The organism is Haloplanus salinarum, assembly GCF_009762275.1.
Classification (GTDB): Archaea; Halobacteriota; Halobacteria; order Halobacteriales; family Haloferacaceae; genus Haloplanus; species Haloplanus salinarum.
In genome coordinates, this window is record NZ_CP034345.1 from 793070 (window position 1) to 813053 (window position 19984).

Annotated in this window: 21 protein-coding genes; 6 read left to right on the forward strand and 15 right to left on the reverse strand. The window is 66.8% G+C overall.

The window, feature by feature from the left end; all coding sequences use genetic code 11:
- Positions 1-70 precede the first annotated feature (70 nt).
- Together EI982_RS05325 and EI982_RS05330 are read right to left on the reverse strand one after the other, a co-directional pair.
- Positions 71-1489, reverse strand: coding sequence for a class II fumarate hydratase (locus EI982_RS05325; protein ID WP_157688498.1), 1419 nt, complete (start codon positions 1487-1489; stop codon positions 71-73).
- Between the two features lie 37 nt (positions 1490-1526).
- The gene (locus tag EI982_RS05330; protein WP_157688499.1) at positions 1527-1790 is read right to left on the reverse strand and encodes a BolA family protein; all 264 of its coding nucleotides are present in this window, start codon (positions 1788-1790) and stop codon (positions 1527-1529) included.
- Positions 1791-1920: 130 nt separating this feature from the next.
- Here EI982_RS05330 and EI982_RS05335 point away from each other — a divergent pair, with 130 nt between their 5' ends.
- A complete protein-coding gene (locus tag EI982_RS05335) occupies positions 1921-2379 on the forward strand; it encodes a hypothetical protein (protein ID WP_157688500.1) in 459 nt (152 codons plus the stop codon).
- 352 nt (positions 2380-2731) lie between these two features.
- Here the strand turns inward: EI982_RS05335 and EI982_RS05340 are convergent, their stop codons facing one another.
- From EI982_RS05340 to EI982_RS05360, 5 genes are all read right to left on the reverse strand, one after another.
- Positions 2732-3865, reverse strand: a complete 1134-nt coding sequence (locus EI982_RS05340) for a UxaA family hydrolase (RefSeq protein WP_157688501.1) — start codon at positions 3863-3865, stop codon at positions 2732-2734.
- On the reverse strand, positions 3865-4179 hold the full coding sequence (locus EI982_RS05345; protein WP_157688502.1) for a UxaA family hydrolase: 315 nt from the start codon (positions 4177-4179) through the stop codon (positions 3865-3867). The genes EI982_RS05340 and EI982_RS05345 overlap by 1 nt, the downstream gene beginning before the upstream one ends.
- The gene (locus EI982_RS05350) at positions 4176-5363 is read right to left on the reverse strand and encodes a UxaA family hydrolase (protein ID WP_157688503.1); all 1188 of its coding nucleotides are present in this window, start codon (positions 5361-5363) and stop codon (positions 4176-4178) included. The genes EI982_RS05345 and EI982_RS05350 overlap by 4 nt, the downstream gene beginning before the upstream one ends.
- An 80-nt stretch (positions 5364-5443) precedes the next feature.
- Positions 5444-5773, reverse strand: a complete 330-nt coding sequence (locus tag EI982_RS05355; protein ID WP_157688504.1) for a ribbon-helix-helix protein — start codon at positions 5771-5773, stop codon at positions 5444-5446.
- Between the two features lie 75 nt (positions 5774-5848).
- Positions 5849-7693, reverse strand: coding sequence for an ABC transporter substrate-binding protein (locus EI982_RS05360; RefSeq protein WP_157688505.1), 1845 nt, complete (start codon positions 7691-7693; stop codon positions 5849-5851).
- 604 nt (positions 7694-8297) lie between these two features.
- Here EI982_RS05360 and EI982_RS05365 point away from each other — a divergent pair.
- On the forward strand, positions 8298-8822 hold the full coding sequence (locus EI982_RS05365) for a helix-turn-helix domain-containing protein (RefSeq protein WP_233255294.1): 525 nt from the start codon (positions 8298-8300) through the stop codon (positions 8820-8822).
- Between the two features lie 84 nt (positions 8823-8906).
- Here the strand turns inward: EI982_RS05365 and EI982_RS05370 are convergent, their stop codons facing one another.
- The 5 genes from EI982_RS05370 to EI982_RS05390 form a co-directional block, all read right to left on the reverse strand.
- Positions 8907-9902 carry an ABC transporter permease gene (locus EI982_RS05370; RefSeq protein ID WP_157688507.1) on the reverse strand — a complete coding sequence of 332 codons (996 nt, stop codon included), beginning with the start codon at positions 9900-9902 and terminating at the stop codon, positions 8907-8909.
- A gap of 60 nt (positions 9903-9962) precedes the next feature.
- A complete protein-coding gene (locus tag EI982_RS05375; protein WP_157688508.1) occupies positions 9963-11012 on the reverse strand; it encodes an oligopeptide/dipeptide ABC transporter ATP-binding protein in 1050 nt (349 codons plus the stop codon).
- Positions 11009-12091, reverse strand: coding sequence for an ABC transporter ATP-binding protein (locus EI982_RS05380; RefSeq protein ID WP_157688509.1), 1083 nt, complete (start codon positions 12089-12091; stop codon positions 11009-11011). The genes EI982_RS05375 and EI982_RS05380 overlap by 4 nt, the downstream gene beginning before the upstream one ends.
- A 4-nt stretch (positions 12092-12095) precedes the next feature.
- Positions 12096-13028, reverse strand: coding sequence for an ABC transporter permease (locus tag EI982_RS05385; protein ID WP_157688510.1), 933 nt, complete (start codon positions 13026-13028; stop codon positions 12096-12098).
- Between the two features lie 280 nt (positions 13029-13308).
- On the reverse strand, positions 13309-13968 hold the full coding sequence (locus tag EI982_RS05390; RefSeq protein ID WP_157688511.1) for a thioredoxin family protein: 660 nt from the start codon (positions 13966-13968) through the stop codon (positions 13309-13311).
- 149 nt (positions 13969-14117) lie between these two features.
- Between EI982_RS05390 and EI982_RS05395 the strand changes: the two genes are divergently transcribed.
- On the forward strand, positions 14118-15035 hold the full coding sequence (locus tag EI982_RS05395) for an HhH-GPD family protein (RefSeq protein ID WP_157688512.1): 918 nt from the start codon (positions 14118-14120) through the stop codon (positions 15033-15035).
- A 159-nt stretch (positions 15036-15194) separates the two neighbouring features.
- Here the strand turns inward: EI982_RS05395 and EI982_RS05400 are convergent, their stop codons facing one another.
- Positions 15195-15983 (reverse strand): hypothetical protein, encoded by a 789-nt coding sequence (locus EI982_RS05400; protein WP_157688513.1) that lies wholly within the window; start codon positions 15981-15983, stop codon positions 15195-15197.
- Positions 15984-16121: 138 nt separating this feature from the next.
- Here EI982_RS05400 and EI982_RS05405 point away from each other — a divergent pair, with 138 nt between their 5' ends.
- Positions 16122-16553: a MaoC/PaaZ C-terminal domain-containing protein gene (locus tag EI982_RS05405; protein ID WP_157688514.1), complete on the forward strand. Its 432-nt coding sequence runs from the start codon at positions 16122-16124 to the stop codon at positions 16551-16553.
- Positions 16554-16622: 69 nt separating this feature from the next.
- Here the strand turns inward: EI982_RS05405 and EI982_RS05410 are convergent, their stop codons facing one another.
- Entirely contained in the window at positions 16623-17390 is a 768-nt protein-coding gene (locus EI982_RS05410) for an RNA methyltransferase (protein ID WP_157688515.1), read from the reverse strand.
- Complete coding sequence (locus tag EI982_RS05415; RefSeq protein WP_157688516.1) at positions 17387-17959, reverse strand: DUF8114 family protein; 573 nt, start codon at positions 17957-17959, stop codon at positions 17387-17389. Before EI982_RS05415 ends, EI982_RS05410 begins: the two co-directional genes overlap by 4 nt.
- An 89-nt stretch (positions 17960-18048) precedes the next feature.
- Between EI982_RS05415 and folP the strand changes: the two genes are divergently transcribed.
- Together folP and EI982_RS05425 are read left to right on the forward strand one after the other, a co-directional pair.
- Entirely contained in the window at positions 18049-19197 is a 1149-nt protein-coding gene (gene folP / locus EI982_RS05420; protein WP_157688517.1) for a dihydropteroate synthase, read from the forward strand.
- A gap of 105 nt (positions 19198-19302) precedes the next feature.
- Positions 19303-19980: a 6-hydroxymethylpterin diphosphokinase MptE-like protein gene (locus tag EI982_RS05425; protein WP_157688518.1), complete on the forward strand. Its 678-nt coding sequence runs from the start codon at positions 19303-19305 to the stop codon at positions 19978-19980.
- Positions 19981-19984 lie beyond the last annotated feature (4 nt).

Here is a 19984-nt window from a genome sequence, read left to right on the forward strand (position 1 = left end):
CGGCCGAACGTGGCGTCTTTCCGCCGTCGTCACGGAGATTCGGTCACGTCGGCGTCCCGAGACGCGCCGGTCACTCGTCGTCGCCGCTCAGGATCCCCCGGTGGGTCATCCGCTCGGGGTCGAGCACCTCGTCGGCCTCCGCCTCCGTGAGATACCCCTTCCCGACGGCCACCTCGCGGACGGTCTTGCCCTCCTTCAGCGCCGCTTTCGCGACCTCCGAAGCCTTGTCGTAGCCGATGGCGGGGTTGAGCGCCGTCGCGAGCGCCATCGAGCGCTCGACGGCCTCGGCACACTGTTCCTCGTTGGCCTCCAGTTTCGCCACGAACTTCTCGGCGAACGTCTCGGCGGCGTTCGAGAGCAGGGACGCCGACTGCAGGAAGTTGTGAGCGATCACCGGCTTGTAGAGGTTGAGGTCGATCTGGCCGCCGGCGGCGCCCGCGGAGACGGCGGCGTCGTTGCCGACGACCTGCGTGTGGACCTGGTTGACCGCCTCGGCGACGACCGGGTTGATCTTTCCGGGCATGATGGAACTCCCGGGCTGGTTCTCCGGCTGTTCGATCTCGCCCAGACCGTTGCGGGGTCCGGAGGCGAGGAGTCGCAGGTCGTTGGCCACCTTGTTCATCGAGCCCGCGACCGTCCGGAGCGCGCCGTGGGCCTCGCCCATCGCGTCGTGGGCGGCCTGTGCCTCGAAGTGGTCGTCGGCCTCGCGGAAGTCGAGGCCCGTCTCCTCGGCGATGTACGCGGCCGCCCGTTCCGGGAACTCGGGGTGGGTGTTCAGCCCCGTGCCCGTCGCCGTCCCGCCGAGGGCGAGTTCGGCGAGGCGCGGGGCCACCGACTCACAGCGCTCGATCCCCTTCTCGATCTGCGTGCGGTAGCCGCCGAACTCCTGGCCCAGGCGGACCGGCGTGGCGTCCTGCAGGTGGGTGCGGCCGGTCTTGACGACGCCGTCGAACGCCGCGGCCTTCTCGTCGAGGGCGGCGGCGAGCGTCTCGAGGGCCGGGATCAGGTCCTTCTCGACCGCCTCCAGGGCGGCGACGTGCATCGCCGTCGGGATCACGTCGTTCGAGGACTGGCCGAAGTTGACGTGGTCGTTCGGGTGGACGATCCGGTCGCCCACCTCGCTGCCCATCAGCTCCGCCGCACGGTTGGCGATCACCTCGTTGGCGTTCATGTTCGAGGAGGTGCCGGATCCCGTCTGGAAGACGTCGACCGGGAACTGGTCGTCGTGGTCGCCGGCGATGACTTCGTCGGCCGCCGCGACGATGGCGTCGGCGACGTCCGCCTCGAGGAGGTCCAGGTCGCGGTTGGCCCGCGCCGCGGACTTCTTGACGATGCCGAGCGCCCGGACGAACCGCCGACCGAAGCGGGCGTCGCTGATCGGGAAGTTCTCGACCGCACGTTGGGTCTGGGCCCCCCAGTAGGCGTCCGCAGGCACGCGAATCTCGCCGAGGCTGTCCCGTTCGACGCGGAAGTCGGACTCGTCGCTCATGCGCGAGCGAACGGGAGCCGCCGCGTAAAAGTTACCGTTACGCCTCGTGTTCCTCGTACGCCTCCGGCGTGTACGTCTTCATCTCTAGGGCGTGGATGTCGGTCGTCATGTACCCCTCCAGCGCGTCGTAGACGAGTTCGTGTTGCTGGACGAGCGGGAGGCCCTCGAAGGCCGGTGAGACGATTACGGCGGCGAAGTGGGCGTCCTCGTGGTCCTCGTCGGGTACCCGCGGCTTCGTGACCGTCGCCTCCGCGTCCTCGATGCCCTCCTCGATGAGTCGTTCGACCTCGGCGGTGTCCATACGCCATTCCGGGGACCGTCGCACAAAACTGCTGGGTGTGAGGCGACGAGGCGAATACTCTCCACACACTCCGCGGTCGAATCCATCGTCTGACAAAAGTATAATATCCCCCGGCGAGTGGTCGTAGGGTATGGTAAAGAGTACGGTGCGGTTTCCCGAATCGGTGGTCGGGGAAATCGAAACGCTCGTCGAGGAGGACCGATTCGAGAGCAAATCGGAGTTCTACCGCTTCTCGACGGATTACGTGTTGAACCAGGTCCTCGACGATTACGAACCCGAGACCATCGACTACGCGGAGATCAAATCGGAGGTGATGCCGGAGGCGGAACGCGAACTCCGAAGCGACGCCGACACGGACCACCCGCCCTTCCTCGAATCCGTCTCGTTCGTCCGTCGGCTGGCGCTCCGCGGGAAGTTCAACGACGCGGAGGACTTCATCGACCACCAGTACGCCGCCGGCGACCGGCACGCCATCCTCCTCGAGGAACTGCTCCGCCTGTATCGGGGCGACGTGACGGCCGACGCGCCGGCCGAACCGCCGGCCGAACCGTCGGAACGCGACCGTCAGCCCGTCGAACGGGACCGGTGATCGCGACGCCACATGCGCCCCGTCGACGCCGTTCGAAGCCGAAGCTGTATCCGCTGTGATGCGCAGTTCGTGGAGCGATCGGGAACCGTCACCCGGATCCGCTGGACGTACCGAAACCGGGGGAGCGCGGTGGACGGGACGCTCGTCGACGGAACGGTCGTGAACCGGTCGCGGGACCGGACCTGCATCCGCTGTGCGTCGAGTTTCACCGAACGTCCGGGGGAAATTTCGCGACTCTGTCCCAGGTGCGAGTCGGACCACGTCGGTCCGGACCGAAGCGGATCGTCGGAACGGTACTGAGCGGCGCCGTTCGACCGAACCGCGTCGCCCGTGGGAGCGACCCGCCTCCCGCCTACATCGACGGCCCGACGCGGTTGATCGCGAACTTCGTGAGGCCGTGGCGCTCGGTCGCCGTCCGCCCGCCGTCGGCGACGCGCCGGAGTTCGTCGAGCAGTCCGTCGGGGGTCGTCGACCGCGCGTCGACGTCGACGTCGTCCGGGAGGATCCGCGCCGTCTCGCCGTCGCCCGTCACCTTGAGCACCGGAACGATGGGGTGCCCGCTCGGGATACCCTCGGCGGTGACGTGAACGACGACCGAGGCGCCGGCGGCCGCGAGCGCCGTCGTCGCCTCCTCGAAGCGGGAGGGTGTGTCGACGACCGCGAGCCCCTCGTCGACCGTCACCCGGTCGCCGTACTGGACGAACTCCTCGACCGGCGCCGATCCCCACGAGCCGACCACCTCGTCGAAGGGGAGTTCGGCCGCCCGGCGGACCAGTCCGCGGACGTTCCCCGGTTCGTCGGCGGTCCGCTCGGCCGCGGCGCGCAGTCGCTCCGCGACCGGGTCGCTGGCCGCGCGGTCGGCCGCCGCCTCGGCGTGGGGAGCGAGCCGTTCGGTGCCGGCGACGGCGACTGTCGCCCCGGCGTCGCGGAGCGCGTCGACCGTCTCGCCCACGACGGGGTCGGCAACGTCGCGGGTCGACGCCGCGAGGTCCGACCCGACGACGCCGACGGTGAGGTCGCCGAGCGACGCCTCGCTCCGGTCGGCGGCGGCCGCCGCGGCGAGGTCCCGCGTCGCCTCGGTGCCCGCCTCGATGCAGGCGTCGGAGCCGCCGACCTCCTGGATCGATAGTTCGCGGACCGGGACGCCGTGGTCCGCGACGGCCTCGGCGAACGGCCCGCTCTGGAGGTGTTCACACCCCAGCCCGACGACCGTCGCACCCGCGAGGTTGGGGTTCCGGGTGACGTTCAGCAGCGTCCGCTCGGTCTGATCGTGGTCGGCGCCGATCTGTGCACAGCCGTGGTCGTGGGGCGCACAGACGGCCCCGTCGACGGCGTCGGCAATGCGCTGGGCGACGATGTGCGAACAGATCACCGAGGGCACGACGAGAACCCGATTGCGAACGCCGACGCCCTCGTCCCGGACGTAGGCCGCAAGCGGCGCCGACGACGGGTCGGCCGCGTCGTCTGAGCGCGTGGGCGCCGACATCAGGCCACCTCCCCCTCGGCCTCGGCGACGTCGCCGCGCCCGCGCCGGCTCTCGGCGTTGTGCGTGTGGACCCACTCGCCCGGCGCGATGGCCTCGGTCGCCTGACCGATGACCTCGTCGTACTTGACGACGGCGTCGCCGGGCTCGAACGCGACCAGGGCCACCTTGTGCCCGAACGGGACGTCCTCGACGACTTCGATCCGTTCGCCGTCGTACGGAATCGTCGTACCGGCCGTCAGGTCGTCGATGGCCGTGACCACGTTGTCCTCGGCGGCCATGTGGAGGCCACACCCCCCGAGCACTTCGCCTTTCATACCCCACCCCGCAGTTCCGCGAGTTCGTTGGGCTGGAGTTCGTTGATCGCGAACTCCTCGAGGCGGCGACGCTCGGCGGCCGTCCGCTCGCCGCTCGCGACCGACTGGAGGGTCTCGTAGATGCGGTCGCCCACGTCGTCGAGCGACTCGCCGTCGAGGACCGTGCTCGCGTCGACGTCCATGTTGTTCGCGAGGCGCTCGGCCGTCTTCGGGTTCCCGGTCACCTTGATGACCGGCGCGATGGGGTTGCCGGTCGTCGAGCCGCGACCGGTCGTGAAGGCGACGACCTGGGCGCCCCCGGCCACCTTGCCGACGACGCTCTCGACGTCGTAGCCCGGCGTGTCCATCAGGACCAGTCCGCCGCCGACCGGAAGCTCCTCGGCGTAGTCGACGATGCCGCGGACCGGCGTCGTCCCGCCCTTGGTGATCGCTCCGAGGCTCTTCTCCTCGATGGTCGTCAGGCCGCCCTCCTGGTTGCCGGGGGTGGGCTGGGCCCCACGGAGGTCGACGCCCATCAGTTCCGCCGCCGACTCCCGTCGGTCGACGCGTTCGAGGAGCCGTTCCCGGACCGACTCGTCGACACAGCGCTCCGCGAGGATGTGCTCGGCGCCGATGAACTCGGGGGTCTCCGAGAACGTCGCGGTGCCGCCGTCCTCGACGAGGCGGTCGCAGGCGACGCCGACCGCCGGGTTCGCGGCGATGCCGCTGGTCGCGTCCGAGCCGCCACACTCGACGCCGAACCGGAGTTCGCTCACGTCACACTCGACGCGCCGGCAGTCGCCGATCTCGCTCCACAGGTCGCCGGCAGCCTCGGTCCCGGCCTCGACGGCGGCGGTGGTCCCGCCGGCCTCCCTGACCGAGAGCGTCTCGACCGGCCGCCCGGCGGCGGCGACGCCGTCCGCGATCTCGTCGGCGTCGATCCGCTCGGTGCCGAAGCCGACGACGAGCGCCGCGCCCACGTTGGGGTTTCGCCCCACGCCCGTGAGCGTGCGCTCGATCTGCTCCCTGGCGGCCGCGGGCGGATCCCGCCCCATCTGGTGTGGGGTAGACCGGACGTTCTCCCCCGCGCGGTCGGCGATCTCGTCGGCGATGGCCGACGCCGCGATCGATACCGGCAACACCGCGACGTAGTTCCTGACGCCTGCAGGGCCGTCTGACCGTCGGTAGCCCTCGAAAGTCGACATACCTTCGGCTCACCCGCTGTGGACTAAAGGGTTTCCACCGCCGAATCGACGGCCGAACGTCGAACGGACGCCGTCCGAACCTACTGCTGATAGCGCCGCTCGTCGTCGCGGTCGAGGCCCGCGTGCCCGCTCGCATCCTCGTACGTGTCCTCCAGTTCGCCGTACAGGTACTCGTCGTAGGTCACGTCGTAGGCCCGCCGGAGGTGGAAATCGAGGTTGCCGGTGTCGACCGTCGAGCGGTAGAGGGCGTGGATCGCCCGCCGGACGAGTTCGCCCTCGTTCGGCGAATCGAAGACCGCCGAGAGCATCGCGAGTTCGTTGCGGGTCTCCCGGTCCAGCTCGACGGTGACGTCGTCGCCGATGGCGCTGTATGCGTCCCGTACGTCCGCGTTGAGTCGGTCGAGGCTCATACGCCGGCAAGGTCGGGGCGCCGAATACGGCTTTCGGCTTTGCGGTCCGGGGCTCGGGCCGAGCCCCGAGGTGGTTCACGCGAAGGGGTTCTCGAGCTCCGAGACGCAGGGGAACTGATCGGCGTCGTCCGCGGGCTGTGATCCCTGTGGCCACTGGGGTTCGAGGTCGGCGTCCGGGGGGTAGTGGAGGTTACCGTCGCCGTCCCAGCCCCAGCCCTCGTCCTCGAGGAGCTGTCTGGCCGCCTCCACGTTCGCGCTCGGCGACTCCGCGATCCGTGTGAGGTTGTCGTCTCCCGGATACCAGGGATGGCTGCTCGTGAACGGGTCGGCGTACATCGTCGCCTCGGAGTCCCCGTACAGCGACGTCTGGTTGATGTTGTCGCGGTCGATCATCTGGGAGAACGCCATCCGGAATTCGCGGAACTTGCTGGGACCGAACTGACACTGCGGGGAGATGAAGTACGGCGTGAACCCCTGTGTCGTGATGACCCGTGCGGAGTCGCCCATGTCGCTTTTGATTCGGTCGGCCAGCGAGGGAGTCGTCGTCAGGAGGACGTTCAACTCGTTGTTGGTGAACGCGCGGTACGCCGATTGACTGCTGTCGAACACCTGGAACACCAGATCACCCTCGGGATCGAACTTGGGATGGTCCGAGAACGGCTCCATTCCCATCAGTTGACCCTGCTCGAACGACGTGATCTGGTACGGACCCGACCCGACCCAGGGGTCGTCGAAGTCCGTGGGGTTCTCCTCGGCCCCAGCCTCCTGCCACGCGTCCTTCGACAGGATGCCCCACGACGGGATCAGCACCGTCTCCATCGTCGGCGTCGGGCCCTCCATGTTGAACCGGACCGTCGAGTCGTCGACCACCTCGATGGATTCGTATCCGGGATCCGTCGCCCAGGGGTACGCGCCGCTTCGTGCCTGTTCGGCCAGGAACTCGAACGTCCACTTGACGTCCTCGGCGGTGATCTGGTCCCCGTTGTGGAAGGTGGCGTCACGAAGCGTGAACGTGAGCTGCTGGCCGTCGTCGGACACTTCGTAACTCTCGGCGAGGCAGGTCACCAACTCGAAGTTCTCGTTGTACATCAACAGCGGCGAGTACACCGTGTTGGAGAAGCCGTATATGGGGCTCGCACCGGTCGCCTGCTGGTAGATCGTGGTGTCCAGCCAGATGGCGGGGACGTTCGTCACGAGGCTGTCGTTGTCGCCGGTCGGCGACGACTTGATGAGCGGGATGATACCGGTCTCCATCAGCCCCATCTCACCGACCCCGGCCACGTCGATGGTGTCCGTTCGCATGGCCCCGTACTGCATTCGGACCACGGTCGGGATGATCCCGACGTCCTCCGAGAGGATACTGTGTGCCTGGTTGACGAGTTCCTGTCGCTCCTCGCGGGAGCCGGCGGTGAGATGTTGGTTCGCGTACTCGGAGTACTCGCAGTTGGCGTAGTTCGACGGGTTCCAGTTCGAGTTCTGCCCCGCCGCGTGGATGTGATATTTGAGGGTCAGCTCCCGCGGATCCAGACGCGCCGGTCGGAGCTCGTAGCCGCCGTACGAGAAGTGCCACTCCCGGGTGTCCTGGCTTTCGCCGTTGATCCCGGCCGAGAGCGACGTCGGGTTGAGCTCCAACTCCACGCCGAGGTCCTGAATGTCGTTCTGAATGATCGACGTCGCGTCCTCGAAGAAGTTGGTCAGCGGCCCTTCGTCGGACCAGTAGTTGAAGATTATCGACGGCACGCGTTCGCCCAGGTCGGCGCTACCGCCGCCGCCGTCGCCACTGCCGCCACCGCCGCCGTCGCCGCCGTCGCCGCCGTCGCCGCCGTCACCGCCGGATCCGCCACAGCCCGCGAGGGTCATACCCGAGGCGACGCCGAGCGCCTGTAGCATCTTTCTTCGACCGATGGTGTCGTCTGTCATACCATCCAAACCGACTGTCGAATGGTGGATAAGCGTTCACCCAAATATATGGAATTAGTAACAGATAGGATATATAATCACAGAAGTGCGGAATAACGTCGGCTTCAGTTGGACGTCCGACCACGGAGTGGAGCAACGACCTGTTGATTCGGTTGGCATCGGCGATGGGTCGGCCCCGTCCGAGTGCGTACCGTTCCGGCGGACGACGGGCCGATCTCCCCCGGATCTGGTGGGTGCAGATCGATATCGGACATCGAACGAATAAATCGCGTCTCCGAATACGATTGTTTTCTTTTGTCCACATTTGACTCGTGCTAAGGGTAATTGATCCGCAAAAAATCAACTGTTTGGTCACCGAATCGATATCGATAAATACCCCAGACACCAGGAACGGTTGATGTGGGAGATACTGATCGCCGTTAGACACACCGGATGTCCGATCTCCGATACGACCGCCCACAGCCCGGACGTGCATCTGCAAAACCTCGCACGAACACGGAGGTCGGACGAGGGGGACGGCAAACGCCTGTTGAGGGTTCGAAGCGACAGGGCCGACGCGATCGAGGAGTTCGTAAGCCGGTTCGGCGACCACGACCGGTCGATCATGATCGACACGTTCGGTCAGCAGAGTCAGACGCGGTACATCACGACTCACATCGAATACGACGAGGACAATCCGAGCATCTCGACGCTGGTTCAGCGAAACCAGTTCTATCATCGGGGCGTGGTTCCGGTGAGCAGGGGCATCGAACACTGGATCGTCTATACCGACGAGTTCGACGACGTGACACGGCTGATCGACGACGTCGAGGCCAACGACAACTCGATAGAGAAATACCGGATTCGCGAGATCGGGAACGGGGAGCCGATAGAGTCCTTCGAGTACTCGACGGTCCTGTCGAAGCTGACGACGAAACAACAGTCGGTCTTCGAGACGGCGCTCGAATCGGGATATTATTCGGACGACGAGAAGACCACCCTCGAGGACCTCGCCGAGGAGATCGGCCTCCACCAGACGACGGTGTGGGAGCATCTCAGCAAGGCGGAGAACACGATCCTGACCGAGGTCGGTACGCGACTGTTCGCCGACGACGACGACGGTCGGTCGCCCCAACTCATCAATACGTAGGCGTTCCGGGGAACGGGATCCCACGACACACGTCCCGTCCGTGGCGAACGGCCTATCGCTCGTCGGCTTCGGCGTCCGGTGCGGTCACTCCTCGCTTTTGATCGCGACACGCGGGTCGATGACGCTGTACAGGATGTCGATTACGTAGTTCCCGATGATGACCCAGACCGCGGCGACGATGAACACGAACTGGACGACCGGATAGTCCCGGGCGAGAACCGAATCCACGAGGAGTTTTCCGATCCCCGGCCAGTTGAAGACGACCTCCACGAGCACCATCCCGCCCAGCGCACGCGTCATGGAGACCGGATAGAGGGTGATGACGGGGAGCGAGGCGTGCTTGATCAGCTTCTTGAACTTGAGCGACCGGTTGAGACCGGTGATGCGGTGGTAGTACAGGAAGTCCTGTCCGAGGGTCTCGACCACGTTAGTTCGCATGATGAGCGAGGGTAGCGTGATGAAGAAGGTCATCACCGTCACGAACGGCAGGAAGTAATGCATCCAGAAGTCGGCCGTGCCGAACATCGCGTAGAAGGGTTGGCCGCTCAGCGCTCGGGTCGTCTCGGTGGAGAGCATCCCGGAAGACGGGAAGACGTCGAACTGCGAGGCGAATATCGTCAGCAGGATGATCCCGGAGAGAAAGACCGGCACCGTCTTGAACGTTGAGACGACGACGATGCCGTACTTCTCGAAGCGCGTTCCGCGGTTGTTCCCCATCGCGGCGCCGAGCACGCCGCCGACGAGATACGAGACCGTCACCGCCGGCGCGATCAGGATGAACGAGTTCAGCATACGCGGGCGGACGAGTTCCCACACGTTCGTCCCGTAGACGAACGACTGGCCGACGTCGGCCGACAGCATGTTGCGGATGTAGTTCAGATACTGTACGTGGAGGGGTTGGTTGAGCCCCCACTTCCGTTCGAGCACCGCGATCTGTTCGGGACCGAGTCCCTGCTGGAGCATGATGCTCGAGTAGCTCCCGGGCATGAACCGGAAGAACAGAAAGAGCGCCGAGGCGACGAGATAGATGAGTACGGCTGTGATGGCGGTTCGCTTGAGAATGTATTTTGCTTGACTCATTGGGTTGAACCTTCCGTTCGTGGATGGGCCGGTCGCTCGGCGTCGCGCCCGCGGGGACGTTCAGTCATCGACCTGTGCCGGGGTGGGATCCATCGAGCTATCATGGTCGTCGTGATCGTAGTAGAGGTGACACGCGACGCGGTGTTCGTCCGCGTCGGGGTCGACGAACCGCGGTTTCTGGTCACAGATCTCCATTCGCTCCGGACATCGATCCTTGAACCGACACCCCACGGGCATATCGACCGGATCGCCCGGCTCGCCGCGAAGCTCCGTGTGCTCCCGGTCGTGGAGCGGGTCCGGGACCGGAATCGCCTTGATGAGCGCCTGCGTGTACGGATGCTTCGGGTCCCCGACGATATCCTTCGTGTCCGCGCGCTCGACGACCCGTCCGAGGTACATCACGTTGACACGGTCACAGACGTAGGAGACCGTCGAGAGGTCGTGGGAGACGTACACCATCGACACGCCGAGGTTCGTCGACAGGTCGTCGAGTAGTTCGAGGACTGCGGCCTGGGTGGAGACGTCCAACATCGAGACCGGCTCGTCGGCCAGGATGACGTCGGGCTCGGTGATGAGCGCCCGTGCGATCGAGACGCGCTGTTTCTCCCCGCCGGAGAGCTGATGCTGGTAGCGATCCAGATACTGCTCCGGCGGGTCGAGTTCCACCCGTTCCAGGGTCCGTCGGATGCGTTCCTCCTTGTCGTCGAACCCGTGGATCGCGAGGGGTTCTCTCAGCACGTTCCTGACCGTGAATTTCGGATTGAGCGAGTTGAAGGGGTCCTGAAAGATGATCCGAACGCGTCGCCGGAACTCCTTCCAGTCATCCTTGTCGAACGAGGCCGTGGATCGCCCATCGAAGACAAGTTCCCCGCCCGTCGGTTCGTACAGACCGATCAGCGTCCGCAACAGCGTACTCTTTCCACAGCCGCTCTCGCCGATCACCCCCTGGACCTGGTTCTCCGAGAGGGACAGCGAGACGTCGTCGACGGCACGGATCTTCGGACTCTCCCGCCGCAGGAGCTGGTTCGTGACCTTCTCGCGGAGACCCGACGCCGCGTCGAAATGCTTGCTGAGGTTTCGGAGCTCGAGGACCGGGTCGTCGGCACTCATGGTTCGCCCTCGTTGGTTCCCTGTGGCGTCGTGGGGTGCTCGTCACGCCGTTCCGAGCGGTATCGTTCCCGCTTTTGGAGTTCGTCGGCCGCGAGCTCGGTCATCTCCGAACTGCGGATACACGCCACGCGGTGGGTCGGATCGTCCTCGACCGATTCTTGCGGCGGTGCGCCCGCACGACACTCCTCGACGCTCCAGGGGCACCGGTCGGCGAACGTGCAGTGATCGACCGCCGCTCGCAACTGGGGTGGTGTCCCCTCGATGACACTCAACTCGCTGTCTGGATCGCGGATGTCCGGGAACGCCTGCTGGAGGAGGATCGTGTAGGGGTGCCGGGGTTCGAGAAAGATATCCACCGTCTCGCCGGTCTCCGCGACCTGGCCCCCGTGCATCACTGCGATCGATTGGCAGTTCTCGAACACGACGGAGATGTCGTGGGTGATCAGCAGCATGCTGATGTCCCAATCGTCGCGCAACTCGTTGAGATGCTTGAGGATCTGGTCCTGCATGATCACGTCGAGCGCCGTCGTCGGCTCGTCCGCGATGATCAGCGACGGTTTCAACAGGAGCGACATCGCGATGAGGGCCCGCTGTTGCATCCCGCCGGAGAACTGGTGGGGGTAGTCGTGGATGCGACTCTCGGGCAACCCGACGACCTCGAAGAGTTCCTCGAAGTGATCGAGCACCTCCGTTTCGGTCATCGACGTGTGGGCCTGGGCGATCTGAACCGCCTGGTCGCTCACGCGGGTGAGCGGATCGAGGCTGTTCATCGACGCCTGTGGGATGAGCGCGACCTCCTCCCACCGAACGGATCCGTTGAACTCCGCCTCGGAGTAGTCCTGAACCTCCTCGCCGTGGATCTTGATCGTCCCCGAAGTGATCTCACCGTTCTCGTCCAGACCGCCGATGATCGACTTCGCGATCGTGCTCTTCCCACAGCCGCTCTCCCCGACCAACCCGAAGTACTCGTTTTCGTCGATGGAAAACGACGCGTCCGTGACGGCGTGGACGTCGCCTTCGCCCTCTTCGGTTCGGTACGTGATCGTCAGGTCTTCGATTTCGAGAACTGGTTCCGTCATGATGTTAGCCGAGTTCCGCGTCTTGCCCACCCGTCGCTTCGTAGCCTCGTCCGATGAGATACACCGAGAGCACCGTTATCGAGATCATGGCTCCCGGGGAGAGCGTCCACCACCACGCCTCCGAGGCCAACCCGGAGTCGTAGGCGTTCCGTATCATCGTCCCCCACGCCGGGAGGAACGGATCGGTCATCCCCAGAAACGCGAGTCCCGCCTGCTTGAGGATCGCGAGGCCGATACCCATCGCGAAAAACAGGGCGGCCATACTCGCGACGTTGGGGATGATGTGTTTCGCGATGATGCGTGGCGTACTCGCACCGCTCGTCTTGGCCGCCATGATGTACTGTCGCTCCTTGAGCTGGAGCACCTGTGATCGGAGGATGCGGGCGATGGCCCGCCACAGGATGAGTCCGATCACCAGAATGGCCGTATAGAACCCCGTCTCGAAGAAAGTCAACAGGACGATCGCGAACGGAATGAAGGGAATGCCGTAGACGAAGTCGGTGAATCGCATCAGCGCGCTCTCGACCACACCCCCGACGTACCCGGCGGTGATGCCGACCGTGGCACCGATGGTGAGCATGGTTCCGCCACCGAGGAGGCCGATGATCACCGTGGGACGTGCTCCGTAGAGGACCCGCGAGAGGACGTCCTTGCCGCGCTCCGTGGTCCCCAACGGATGTGACACCGAGGGAGATTCGAGTCGTTCCAGCTCCCCGCTTTCGTCGTACTGCTGGGCGTCGTAGTCGTACGGGGCCACCATCGGACCGAAGATACCCAGAAGCAGGACGAACACCGCGAGGAAAAACGCCACCTTCGTGATCCGTTCCGAGAGGAGTTCCCCGATCCCGGCACGAAAGTTCCGCACCAGGTAGTGATCGCGTACCTTCCGTAGGGAGCTCGATCGGCCCAATCGGCGCAGCGAGTCGACGTACTTCATATCGGAGATCCCTCGCCTCGTTCGGGGAGATATTGGGAGGCCATCTCGTGGTAACCGAGCCCAGAGAGTACATTAACGATTGGCCCCAGTATATTGGATCGCACGCCGGGACGCCATCGGGCCGGCACTCGCCGTCGAGGAGGCGGACGGCGCTCGGGGTTCGGTTCGCGCTCCGAGCCGCCGTCCCGGTGTCTCAAGGCCCGTCGGTCACGACCGGAGTCGGCGGACGACCCCGCGGTTTCCCGTGATCGTCGCCACCCCGAGTGGAACGCTCCGAGGCTCACCCGTCGGCGATGATCTCCAGCTCGGAGCGAAACGCCGCCCGGTTGTCGATCCCGACGATCCGCGAGTCCGGCCGCCCGTCGGCACAGAAGATCACCGTCGGCACGACGGCGACCTGATAGCGGTCCCCGACAGCCGCGTGGCAGTCCTCGCTACAGACGGCCGCCAGTGCGACGTCGTCGGGGATCGCGCCGTTCGCTCGCAACGTCTCGAACGTCGTCCGGACCGAATCACAGGGATCACAGTCGTATCCCCAGAAGTAGAGGACTGCGGTCGGATTGCTGGCGAGGAACGCACCGACCTCCTCACCGCGGAGGGCGGTGAACCCCTCCGGAGCCCCGTCCGTGGCGGGGGGACGTTCGACCCGCCTCACCGCGATGGCCGCGGCGGCCGTCGCATCCGTCGACAGGTCGGTCATCCGGCCGATCGCCGATGCGGTCGCGAGGAGGTGACGCTCCGCAGTCTCGGCGTCCGTGTCGGATTCCACGCCGGCACAGGCCGCCACGAGTTGCTCGTCGATCGGATCGTTCCCTGCCGCCAGCTCCGTCCGGACGGCGCTGCGCCGTTCGTGAAAGGGCTCCGTCAGTTCGATCGAACCGCCGTCGTCCTCGACGATTCCCGATCTTCGAAGCGCACCCAACAGTCTCTCTGGTTCCATGAACGTTATTCGAAATTTCGTTCGTATATGTAAATCTTTCCCGCATTCGTGTGGCTGATTCCGGTAGTCGAATGACCGGGCCGTTCGTCGACGGTGTCTCGGAGGGAGGAACCAGCACGCCTAAGCGACCGCACCGCCACCGTCCGACGATGAGCGAGGACGTCGTCCCCGCGGACAGTGAGCTGGAGGCCGTCCGCTCGGCGCTCGTCGAGTGGTACGAGACGGACCACCGCGAGTTCCCCTGGCGGCGGACGACCGATCCCTACGAGATCCTCGTCTCCGAGGTGATGAGCCAGCAGACCCAACTCGACCGCGTCGTCGACGCCTGGGCGGCCTTCCTCGATCGCTGGCCGACCGTCGACGACTTGGCGTCCGCCGACCGGAGCGAGGTGGTCGCGTTCTGGTCCGACCAGCGGCTGGGCTACAACAACCGCGCGCGGTACCTTCACGAGGCGGCCGGACAGATCGTCGACGAGTTCGACGGCGAGTGGCCCGAGCGCCCCGCGGATCTTGAGGCGCTGATGGGTGTCGGCCCCTACACGGCCAACGCCGTGGCGAGTTTCGCGTTCGACGCCGGCGACGCCGTCGTCGACACCAACGTCAAGCGGGTGCTCTACCGCGCGTTCGGTGTCGAGGACGACGACGAAGAGTTCGATCGGGTCGCGAGCGAACTGATGCCCGCCGGCGAGTCACGGGTCTGGAACAACGCCATCATGGAACTCGGCGGCGTCGCCTGCGGGAAGACGCCGAAGTGCGACGCGGCCGGCTGTCCCTGGCGGCGCTGGTGTCACGCCTACGAGACGGGGGATTTCACCGCGCCCGACGTGCCGACACAGCCGAGTTTCGAGGGGAGCCGACGGCAGAAACGCGGCCGGGTCGTCGCGGCCCTCTCGGATCGCGAGGCGATGCCGCTGGACGAACTCGGCCCGAAGGTGCGCGTCGACTACGCGCCCGACGGCGAACACGGCCGGGAGTGGCTCCGGGAGTTGCTCGCCGACCTCGACGACGACGGCCTCGTCGCGGTCGAGCGGCGGGACGGCGAGGAAGTCGCCCGACTCCGGGAGTGACACTGCCGTCCCCCGACCCCCGAACCGGCGGACGTCCCCGAGGCACCGACACGTAACCTCGACCGGATGCGCGGGCAGACGCCCAAGGGCGTGACGGTCGACCCCGCGACGGAACCGCGCTCGACCTGTGTCGACGCACCGACCGTGCCACGCCGAATCTCACCGCTCGGGCGAGGGGTAGTTCCCCCGACCGACCTCGGTGGTTCCGTTGGCGGCCGTCCAACCGTCCTGCGGTCCGCTGGCGTCGAACCCCACCCGGTCCGTGTAACTGTTCCCGGTCCATCCCCCGGCGAACCACTCGTTCGCCCCCACGACCACGACGCTTCCGGAGACGGTCGCGTTCCGGTCCGTGTCGTAAGAGAGGTACACCGGGGCGTCGTATGCGAAACAGGTCGCCTGGTCCCGGTCCGGCAACGAACACGTCGTCAACGCCCGTGTCACCGCACCGTCCTCGTAGAACGTCGGCGCTTGCCCGACGGGCGTCCGGGTCTCGATCGGGTAGGGAGCCGATCGGGTGACGCTCACGCTCACCGTTCGCCGGGTACGTCGCACGTGGTCGGGGTTCGAGGGATCGTACTCGGCCTCGCTGATCTCCTCGATCCGGCCCACGCCGTCGGTCTCGACGTGGCGGTAGTAGCGCGTCTCGACGGGGAACTCCGCCGCGGTGAGTTCCAGCATCGGTCCGTATTGCGTCTCGACGACCGTCGCGTCGAAAACGCCCTCGACCGTGCCGTTCGGCGCGACGACGTCCGCGTCGTACGTCGCCTCACCGTCCGTCTGCGGGACGGGAACACGGATCGTCACGTCTTCCAGCGTCGCCGTGGCATCGACACCCACACTGTAGTCGTAGCGACTGGTGTAGCTGTCGGGGGTCAGCCCGAGGAACGAGCAGCCGGCGGTGAGGGTGAGAGCGGCGAGCAGGAGCGCGAGGACGAACCGTCGGGACATGGCGAGTGAGTGGTGGTCGTCGGTGACGGGCGGGCAAAACGGTACCGGGGCGGGCACACCGGCGAGTAGCCGCGAGACAGCGACCCGAAGCCGGGCCGAGGGGAACGCACTTCACCCCGGCCGCCGACCACCGATCCGATGACGGTCTTCCTGGACGATATCGACCGCTGGGACGGCGAGTCGTACGGCACCTACGAGGTCACCGAGGCCGAGATCCTCGAGTTCGCCGAGCGATACGATCCGCAGTGGTTCCACACCGACCCCGACCGTGCGGCCGGCTCCATGTACGGGAACCTGATCGCCAGCGGGTGGCACACCGGCGCGATGTCGATGCGGCTGTTCGTCGACGGCTTCCTCGCCGAGACGGCGACCGTCGGCGCGAAGGGGTTGGATCGACTCCGCTGGCCCGCGCCGGTGGTCCCGGGGGACGAACTCACGGTCCACTCGTCGATCCACGGCGTCGACGAGGAGACCGACGAGTACGGGGTGGTCCGCTGGGGCGTCGAAACGACCGCCGGGACGAAGACGGTCCTCGCCATCGAGGCGCTCGTTCTCGTCTCGAAGGCGTAGTCTCGGGTTCCCCGCGACGACGACCGGAGCCCTCGAATCGGCGGCGGTACGGGCCCGCCACCCGGCCGGTCACCACCGATCGGGTTCGTCGTACTCCGCGAGGAGTTCCCGTCGGTGACGCAACTGACCGCTCGCGCGCCGCAACACCCCAAGCAGCGTGTGGATCTCCCGATCCGTGGGATGCGCACGGCCGACCAGTCGCCGAACCAGCCGCTGGGTCTTGTCGCGTTTGACCTCCTTGTAGCCGCTCTCGTCCAGGAACTCCGCGACGAAGTCGTGGAACCGCTCGACGTCGGACTCGTCGGCCCGCTCGCGCTCCACGTCCGGAAGCTGGGTCTCCTCGACGGTCAGCTCCCGGAGTTCGTAGAGGAGGATCGTCGCCGCCTGTCCGAGGTTCAGGACGGGGTACTCCGAACTCGCCGGGATCGAACACACCTCGTCGAGGCGTCCGAGTTCCTCGTTGTCCAGGCCGCGGCCCTCGCGGCCGAACACCAGCGCGGTCGGCGCGTCGACGGTCCGCAGGCTCTCGGCGAGTTCCCGCGGCGTCTTGAACGGGAACCGAACGTGTCGGCGGCTGTCCTCGCCGGTGATCGCCGTACAGCCGACGGTGTGGTACCGCTCGACCACCTCGTCGAGGGTCATCTCCTCGGCGTTCGGGAGCACGTCCTCGCGGGCGTGGCCGGCGAACCCGTACGCCTCCCCGTCCGGGTCGAGTTCCGGCGGGTTCACCAGTTTCAGCTCCGTCAGCCCGAAGTTCTTCATCGCGCGGGCGATGGTGCCGACGTTCCCCGGCGTCTCGGCGTCGACGACCACCACCACCGGTCGCCGTCGACTCATCGCGACGGGTAATCGGCGCCGAGGTCGACGTCGTCGAGGTCGAGGTCCGCGTCGTCCGCGTCGCCGTCGGCATCGTCCTCGCGCAGGTCGATCTTCCGGCCGTCGAACTCCTCGTTGAGCCGTCGGTTGATCTCCTCGGGATCGGGGGGCGAGGGGAGAGCCTCGCTGTCGGTCTCGACGTGTTCGAGGCCGCCGTAGCCATCGGGCGCCCGCCCGCCGCCGTGGAACCACTCGTGGAACTCGTCGCGGAAGGTCGGCTCGCCGCGGTGGGTCTTCCCGCCGGCCTCCCGGTACCAGTAGAGGAAGTCGGCCTCGTGGTCCGCACAGAGGAGGACCTCCTCGCCGGGTTCGCCGTAGACGATGGCCGCGGGGGTACACCGCGAGACGTTCTCCTCGCCGTGGACCAGATAGCAGGCGTCACAGGGCTCGTCGACGAGTCGGGTGAGTCGGACGAGCCGGTCGCGGGTGTCCGGCGGCATCTCGTCGAGGGGTTTGAACTCCCCCTCGTCGGTGAACACGTCGGACTCCTCGAAGCGCCAGCCGCGAAGCCCGATACTGACCTTTGCCATCGGTCGGGGGTAGCGCTCCGGGAAATAAAAAGAGCGCGTCTCGGTGGTCCGACCGGTCCGCATATGGTGATCGGGTCCCGAGGGGGCCCATGCGAAACGTGGACGCCGCGGGCCTCGGCATCGGCGACGACTACCCACCGCGACTCATGGGCGTGTTGAACGTCAGCCGGGAGTCGCCCTACGAGCCGAGCGTCTTCGACGACGCCAGCGAGGCGGCCGCGTACGTCGACGAGGAACTCATCGACGAGGGGGCGGACATCGTCGACGTCGGGCTCGAATCCGCGAACAAGCGCTTCGAGGTGCTCTCCGCCGAGGAGGAACTCGACCGCCTCGACACCGCCGTCGACGCCATGGAGAGCGTCTCCGGCGACGCCGTCTTCTCCATCGAGACGCGCTACCACGAGGTGGCGGAGGCGGCCCTCGACGCCGGCTTCGACATGGTGAACGACATCTGTGGCTTCGCCGACCCCGCGATGCCACGGGTCTGTGCCGAACGCGACGTGGCGGTCGTGAAGATGGCCAGCCCGCCGGATCTGGAACGCCCGGGGGCCGTCGAGTCGGTCGACGACATCTACGACGCCCTGCGACGGGAGGGGCTCACCGACAAGACGGTCGTCGACCCCGCGTTCGGCGGCTGGAGCGAGGAGAAGACGCTCGAAGACGACCGCCAGACGTTCCACCGACTCCGGGAGTTCCGCGCCCTCGACCGTCCGATCCTCGTCTCGATCAACCGCAAGAACTTTCTCCGTGACCTCGCCGGCCGTTCGACCGAGGAAGCGCTGCCCGTGAGCCTCGCCGCCACCGCGATGGCCGTCGAGCGCGGCGCCCACGTCATCCGCACCCACGACGTCGCCGAGACACGCGACGCCGCGGTCGTGGGCGACGCCTTCGCCCGGGACCGGGTCCGGGCGACCGACGGCGACGTGACCGTCGAAGAACTCGACGTGACGACCGATCGGGAGCTCCGGCGACACCTCGACCGTCTCGACGCCGACGGAACGGACGCCCGGCGGGGGACGGTCCGGGTCTTCGAACTCGGGGGGCTCTCCCCGGCCGAGCGCGACGCCCTGACGTCCGCCGCGACGGGGACCGGTGCCGCCGTCGCCGGGTCTCCGGACGACGACCATCGGCTCCTCGTCGGGACACGGGCGGACCTCGCGGCCGTCGTCGACGCCGCGACCGGCCGGACGGCGGCGCTGGACCGGGCGCTCGACGCCGTCGGCGCCGCTTCGGACTAAGAGAAAGCTTATGCCACACGATTCGAAAACGGGACCGTGGAAGCCGGGACGACACGCAGGTAGGGGTACTTGGTGTCGATCCGGCTACTGTGACCTTATTATCTAATGGACTACCGGACGTGGATCCCGGTCTACGAGCGTATCCTCGCGGACTTCGGCTACTCTCGCGTGGCCGACGAACGGGCGCGGGACACGCTCGCGACGCTCGTCGAGCCCTTCGACGAGTCACGGTTCGACCCCGTGGCGGGTGCGACCGTCGCCGTCGCCGGTGCGGGACCGTCGCTCGTCGAAGAGTCGGGCGTCGCGGCCGACGCCGACCTGGTGTTCGCCGCCTCCACCGCCGCGAAGACGCTCCGCGAGAACGGCATCGACGTGGACCTGATGGTGACCGACCTCGACAAGACGCCCGCCACCGCCCGTACCCTGACCCGCGGGGGCGTCCCCGTGGCGGTCCACGCCCACGGCGACAACGTCCCCGCGGTGGAGGAGTGGGTGCCACGTCTCGATGGCGACCACGTCGTCCCGACCACCCAGGCCGAACCCCGCGGGCCGGTTGCGAACTACGGCGGCTTCACCGACGGCGACCGGGCCGCCTTCCTCGCGGACGCCTTCGGCGCCGCGAGACTGCGGTTTCCGGGCTGGGACTTCGACGATCCGTCCCTCGACGCGACGAAACGCCGGAAACTGATCTGGGCCGAGCGATTGCTCGCCTGGCTGGAGCGCCGGCGCGACGAGCGGTTCGCCGTCCTCGACGGCCGCCGGGACGACGTCGAACTCCCGTGACCGC

Coding starts and splice junctions, on each gene's coding strand:
- EI982_RS05325 (WP_157688498.1), bottom strand. CDS start 1,489: ATGAGCGACGAGTCCGACTTCCGCGTCGAACGGGACAGCCTCGGCGAG.
- EI982_RS05330 (WP_157688499.1), bottom strand. CDS start 1,790: ATGGACACCGCCGAGGTCGAACGACTCATCGAGGAGGGCATCGAGGAC.
- EI982_RS05335 (WP_157688500.1), top strand. CDS start 1,921: ATGGTAAAGAGTACGGTGCGGTTTCCCGAATCGGTGGTCGGGGAAATC.
- EI982_RS05340 (WP_157688501.1), bottom strand. CDS start 3,865: ATGTCGGCGCCCACGCGCTCAGACGACGCGGCCGACCCGTCGTCGGCG.
- EI982_RS05345 (WP_157688502.1), bottom strand. CDS start 4,179: ATGAAAGGCGAAGTGCTCGGGGGGTGTGGCCTCCACATGGCCGCCGAG.
- EI982_RS05350 (WP_157688503.1), bottom strand. CDS start 5,363: ATGTCGACTTTCGAGGGCTACCGACGGTCAGACGGCCCTGCAGGCGTC.
- EI982_RS05355 (WP_157688504.1), bottom strand. CDS start 5,773: ATGAGCCTCGACCGACTCAACGCGGACGTACGGGACGCATACAGCGCC.
- EI982_RS05360 (WP_157688505.1), bottom strand. CDS start 7,693: ATGACAGACGACACCATCGGTCGAAGAAAGATGCTACAGGCGCTCGGC.
- EI982_RS05365 (WP_233255294.1), top strand. CDS start 8,298: ATGATCGACACGTTCGGTCAGCAGAGTCAGACGCGGTACATCACGACT.
- EI982_RS05370 (WP_157688507.1), bottom strand. CDS start 9,902: ATGAGTCAAGCAAAATACATTCTCAAGCGAACCGCCATCACAGCCGTA.
- EI982_RS05375 (WP_157688508.1), bottom strand. CDS start 11,012: ATGAGTGCCGACGACCCGGTCCTCGAGCTCCGAAACCTCAGCAAGCAT.
- EI982_RS05380 (WP_157688509.1), bottom strand. CDS start 12,091: ATGACGGAACCAGTTCTCGAAATCGAAGACCTGACGATCACGTACCGA.
- EI982_RS05385 (WP_157688510.1), bottom strand. CDS start 13,028: ATGAAGTACGTCGACTCGCTGCGCCGATTGGGCCGATCGAGCTCCCTA.
- EI982_RS05390 (WP_157688511.1), bottom strand. CDS start 13,968: ATGGAACCAGAGAGACTGTTGGGTGCGCTTCGAAGATCGGGAATCGTC.
- EI982_RS05395 (WP_157688512.1), top strand. CDS start 14,118: ATGAGCGAGGACGTCGTCCCCGCGGACAGTGAGCTGGAGGCCGTCCGC.
- EI982_RS05400 (WP_157688513.1), bottom strand. CDS start 15,983: ATGTCCCGACGGTTCGTCCTCGCGCTCCTGCTCGCCGCTCTCACCCTC.
- EI982_RS05405 (WP_157688514.1), top strand. CDS start 16,122: ATGACGGTCTTCCTGGACGATATCGACCGCTGGGACGGCGAGTCGTAC.
- EI982_RS05410 (WP_157688515.1), bottom strand. CDS start 17,390: ATGAGTCGACGGCGACCGGTGGTGGTGGTCGTCGACGCCGAGACGCCG.
- EI982_RS05415 (WP_157688516.1), bottom strand. CDS start 17,959: ATGGCAAAGGTCAGTATCGGGCTTCGCGGCTGGCGCTTCGAGGAGTCC.
- folP (WP_157688517.1), top strand. CDS start 18,049: ATGCGAAACGTGGACGCCGCGGGCCTCGGCATCGGCGACGACTACCCA.
- EI982_RS05425 (WP_157688518.1), top strand. CDS start 19,303: ATGGACTACCGGACGTGGATCCCGGTCTACGAGCGTATCCTCGCGGAC.